Raw genomic sequence first — 4517 nt, 5'->3', positions numbered from 1 at the left:
TCTACCCAATTTAATGTCGCAAGTTGTACATCTGCTAAACCTTGCCAATCTGCTTTTAAATATTCAATCACCTCTGTTTTGTATAAGCCATTCACCGTTTCAGCCAAAGCAATATCATATGAATCACCAGTCGTACCGACTGATGCTCGTAAATTTGCTGCCTCTAAACGATGACATTGTTGTCAAAATGCAGGGTATTGGTGGCTCCCCTCAGGGGCATAATTTGCTGAAGCCTAAGTTACTACTAAAAAATTAAAAAATCGTAAAAAATAGGAGCTTATAGCTCCCATTTTTTGTTAGCTTTCTAAGTCCCTATGTTAATTTGAAGAATACTTCATCATAACGTCCGAATACAGCTATATTTTTTTGATTTCTACAATATCACTTGATTCAATTAGCGATTGGATATTACCAAATAAACTTTGAATATAATCAGACGCTATATGGATATCTAAATCCTCCCTGCTACGCCATTCTTCTAAGAAGAAATATCTACTCGAGTCATTTTCGCTAATATAAAGCTCATATTTCAAGCATCCTTCTTCGTGAAGCGTAGGCTCTATTACACTTTTTAAAAGCGCTTCTAACGTCTCTTTTTGATCTGACTTTGCCTTAAAGTTCGCAATTACTGAAATAGTCATTATTTCACCTTGAATTTGTTTTAGAAGTTTTCTAGTACAATTTTGCCTTTTGACTTACCTGATTCAAGCAACTTATGCGCCTTCTCCAAGTTTGCAGCGTTAATTTTGCCTAGATTTTGGTTGAGGGTACTTCTAATTTTTTGCTGGTCAACTAATTGGGCAACCTGTTGCAATAGATTACCTTGCTTTTCAATATCATCGGTTTCATACATTGAACGGGTGAACATCAACTCCCAATGGATAGAAATAGATTTAGTCTTAAATGGCATAATATCAAATGTTTGTGGATCATCGATCAATCCAAGCTTGCCTTGTGGTGCAATCAGAGAAACTATTTGCTTGATATAGGTTTCTGTATGATTTGTAGAGAATACATATTTTGGTTTTTCAATGCCTAGTGTCTCGATTTGTGCATTTAAATCTTTGCTATGATCAATGACATGGTCGGCACCAAGTGATTCCACCCAAGATTTCGTTTCTTCCCGTGAAGCTGTTGCTATAACGGTCAGATTTGTTTTTGCTTTTAGGAGTTGGATAGCGATTGATCCTACACCACCTGCACCACCAATAATTAAAATACTGCCAACTTCTGTTTCTGAAATTTGAAACCGATCAAACAGCATTTCCCATGCCGTTATTGCAGTTAATGGCAATGCTGCTGCTTCTGCATTAGATACTGTAATTGGTTTAAGACTGATAATTCGTTCATCGACTGCTTGAAACTCAGCATTACTACCATCTCGGGTTAAATCGCCAGCATACCAAACAGAATCTCCTACTTTAAACGAGGTAACTTTTGAGCCAACTTCAATAATTTCCCCAACGGCATCCCAACCTAAAATACGATTATTTGCTTCAGACGAATTTTTTCTCACTTTAGTATCAACTGGATTCACAGAGATTGCCTGAACTTTTACCAGTACATCACGTTCCTTAAGCGTAGGCTTCGCTTTTTCAATATCTACCAATGAATTTTTAAAATCATCATGGTTATTTATAACATACGATACGGCTTTCATAGATTTGTCCACAACTTTAAAAAAATATAGTAAAAATGGAAGCGAAGTGCTCCCATTTTTTGTTATTCAATAATTAAAACTCTTGGCTCGTTGGGCGCAAAACAATTTCATTAATATCTACATCCGCAGGCTGTTCAATTGCATAAGCAATTGCTCGAGCGACTGAGTCAGCTGGTATGGCTTGTTTGTAGAAATCCGTAACGAACTCTGAACTTTCTTTATGAGAAGAACCAAATTTTAGTTCTGACTCAACTGCACCAGGCTCAATAGTCGTCGTTCTAATTGTTCCCCCAACTTCATGACGAAGTCCTTCAGAGATGGCTCTTACAGCAAACTTAGTACCGCTATAAACAGTACCTCCTGGACTAAATACTTTTAACCCTGCAACAGATGCGAGATTAATAAAGTGTCCAAAGTTTTGTTTTTGGAAAACAGGTAGAGTAGCTGCTATACCATAAAGAACACCTTTAATATTAATGTCGATCATACGATCCCATTCATCAACTTTTAGCTCACTTAATGGTGCAATAGACATTAATCCAGCATTGTTTACCAATACATCGATTTGACCAAATGCGCTTAATGCCTTTTCAATAAGTGCTTGTACTTCATGTGGTTTGGTTATATCCATACCAATAAATTCAGCTTGACCACCTTCAGCACGAATATCGTGAACAATAGCCTCTAATTTTTCAGTACGTCTAGCACCAAGTACAACCTTTGCACCTTTTTTAGCAAGTAAGCGAGCAGTAGCTTCACCTAAACCACTACTTGCACCTGTGATAACAATAACTTTATTTTCTATATTATTCATACAAGTAACCTTCAACCTATCTGTCAATCATATTTGATGGATTAAGTATTACAGCCTTGTTAGGTATAATAAATGAATAATATTATCTTTCAGAATTCCTATTTACGGAATAATTACCATAACACAGGATTGGACATGCATAACAAATTGGAAATGATGCGTATCTTTTGTGTCGCAGCAGAGTCTCGAAATTTTAAAGAGGCAGCAACTCAGCTGGGTATTTCCCCACAGGTAGTGACACGGGCAATAAAAGAGCTAGAAGAGCAGCGCGGAGAGATTCTGTTTTACAGGAGTACTCGACAAATTAAAATTACCGCTGATGGAGAGCGTCTGGCAAAGCAAGCACGTTTTGCGGTGGGATCGATTGATGCTTTGTTTGTAAAAGACACCAAGGAAAAACGAGATGAAATACGTGGGACTGTCCGTCTTACTGTATCGTCTGTGTTAGGGCGTAAATTGGTAGTACCTGCACTAGCAGAATTTGCCACACGTTATCCAGATATTGTCGTGAATTGTGTGCTAACAGATTCACACTCGGATGTGATCGATGAGCGGATAGATATCGGGATCAGATTTGGATTTTTGCCGGACAATCGATATGTGGCAAGGGAATTGGCTAAAGTGAACTTTTATTCTGTGGGTACGCCAGAGTTAATTGATAAGGTTGGAATGCCCAAAAAAATTATTGACCTTGATAAATACCCTCTAACAGCCCTAGTCGATCATAAAACAGGGCGTTACTGGCCATGGACATTCACCGAAAGTCGAAGCTTTACGCCATCAAAGCCTCGTTTTATTACAGATGATCTTGAAGCTGAATTTCAAGCTATTCTCGCTGGAGTCGGATTCGGACACATGCCTGGATTTCTAGTTTTGCCGTGGCTTAGGAGTGGTAAGCTCATTCAGATACTTCATGAGGAAACCTCTCCCGTTTGGCGCCTGTATTTATATCGTCCACAGCGGGGCCCGACACCTTTGCGAATCCGAGCATTGTTTGATTACTTAGCGGAAGTGCTGGGCCATATAGAAACCTGAATCAGATGGAACTAACCTTTTTTCTAGAAAGTAGAAATCCGATAAGACCATCATGTATTCAGAGTAACTACAATTTTTCCTATTTGCTGATTTGATTCAAGATAGCGCTGAGCGTCATGCATGTCCTCAAAGTTAAAGCAACAGTCGATCACTGGACGAAGATACCCTGCACCTATACTGCTAAGAATAAATCGTCTGGCTTGCTCCCTTAGAACAGGGTCATGGAGAACCTCTAGGAACAAAAAACCTCGCATGGTTAAGCTCTTGCGTAATGCAACTTTAAGGGGAAATGGTGTGATCTCCGGGCTAAGTGCACCATGCATAACCATAGTTCCTCCCACAGACATCGCTTTTGCAATCTGTTCAATATGTGGCCCTCCTACAGCATCGAAGGCGACATCAAGATATTCTCCACCCAAACGTGAAACAAGCGCCTCATACAAATCTGGTTCATCTTCACTGGCTATAACATTTTTAACACCGAAATCCAGTAAACGTTGCTTTTTCTCTATCGTTTGTGTACTTGCAATGACCTTAGCACCCGCTGCTTCAGCTATCTGTATCGCAGCTAGTCCTACACTACTTGAAGCTGCTGTGATCAAGATCGTTTTTCCTTTCGAAACTCCACCAGCATGGATTACACCACCCCAAGCCGTCAAATACTGCATCCAGATTGAAGAAGCTTCTTCCCAACTTAAACTATCGGGTTTGTGAACTAAAAAAGTTTCTGGAATCAGAAGCTTGTCCGCATATGTCCCATATTTGGCTAGATTGTCAGTCGGAAGAATCGATACTGCATCTCCTGGAGAAAATTGGCGTACACCTTCACCTATCGCCAGAACTATGCCTGCTCCCTCATATCCCAGACGAGAAGGGAATACTGCCTTTTGAATATAAGTAACCTGAGTTCGATGAAATATTTTAGCTTTTTAGCAAGTTTTGGAAAGTTGGCTTATTTGGATTTAAGCAATAAGCCACTATAGCAGCCATAATATTCACCATAAAGTT

General features: G+C 39.3%; 4 protein-coding genes and 2 pseudogenes. 1 reads left to right on the top strand and 5 read right to left on the bottom strand.

The features are described from left to right. The 4 genes and pseudogenes from WFH18_RS16900 to WFH18_RS16885 form a co-directional block, all read right to left on the bottom strand. A pseudogene (locus tag WFH18_RS16900) lies at positions 1–173 on the bottom strand (IS3 family transposase); the annotation flags it as partial. A gap of 183 nt (positions 174–356) precedes the next feature. Next, positions 357–641 carry a putative quinol monooxygenase gene (locus tag WFH18_RS16895; protein WP_004281848.1) on the bottom strand — a complete coding sequence of 95 codons (285 nt, stop codon included), beginning with the start codon at positions 639–641 and terminating at the stop codon, positions 357–359. A gap of 20 nt (positions 642–661) precedes the next feature. After that, complete coding sequence (locus WFH18_RS16890) at positions 662–1660, bottom strand: zinc-binding alcohol dehydrogenase family protein (RefSeq protein ID WP_103800995.1); 999 nt, start codon at positions 1658–1660, stop codon at positions 662–664. A gap of 73 nt (positions 1661–1733) precedes the next feature. Continuing rightward, a complete protein-coding gene (locus WFH18_RS16885; protein WP_005093669.1) occupies positions 1734–2474 on the bottom strand; it encodes an SDR family oxidoreductase in 741 nt (246 codons plus the stop codon). Between the two features lie 135 nt (positions 2475–2609). Here WFH18_RS16885 and WFH18_RS16880 point away from each other — a divergent pair, with 135 nt between their 5' ends. Then, positions 2610–3509 (top strand): LysR family transcriptional regulator, encoded by a 900-nt coding sequence (locus WFH18_RS16880; RefSeq protein ID WP_004799256.1) that lies wholly within the window; start codon positions 2610–2612, stop codon positions 3507–3509. Positions 3510–3559: 50 nt separating this feature from the next. On the opposite strand, the pseudogene WFH18_RS16875 reads toward WFH18_RS16880, so the two are convergent. Next, positions 3560–4408: pseudogene (locus tag WFH18_RS16875) on the bottom strand (zinc-dependent alcohol dehydrogenase family protein); the annotation flags it as partial. Positions 4409–4517: the final 109 nt, after the last annotated feature.

It is taken from the genome of Acinetobacter sp. USHLN143 (assembly GCF_037145695.1).
Lineage (GTDB): Bacteria > Pseudomonadota > Gammaproteobacteria > Pseudomonadales > Moraxellaceae > Acinetobacter > Acinetobacter fasciculus.
This window is presented reverse-complemented; position numbering and strand designations above follow the sequence as displayed.

Excerpts from the sequence above, each read along its gene's own strand:
- WFH18_RS16885 (WP_005093669.1), bottom strand. The coding sequence starts at position 2,474 with ATGAATAATATAGAAAATAAAGTTATTGTTATCACAGGTGCAAGTAGT.
- WFH18_RS16895 (WP_004281848.1), bottom strand. The coding sequence starts at position 641 with ATGACTATTTCAGTAATTGCGAACTTTAAGGCAAAGTCAGATCAAAAA.
- WFH18_RS16890 (WP_103800995.1), bottom strand. The coding sequence starts at position 1,660 with ATGAAAGCCGTATCGTATGTTATAAATAACCATGATGATTTTAAAAAT.
- WFH18_RS16880 (WP_004799256.1), top strand. The coding sequence starts at position 2,610 with ATGCATAACAAATTGGAAATGATGCGTATCTTTTGTGTCGCAGCAGAG.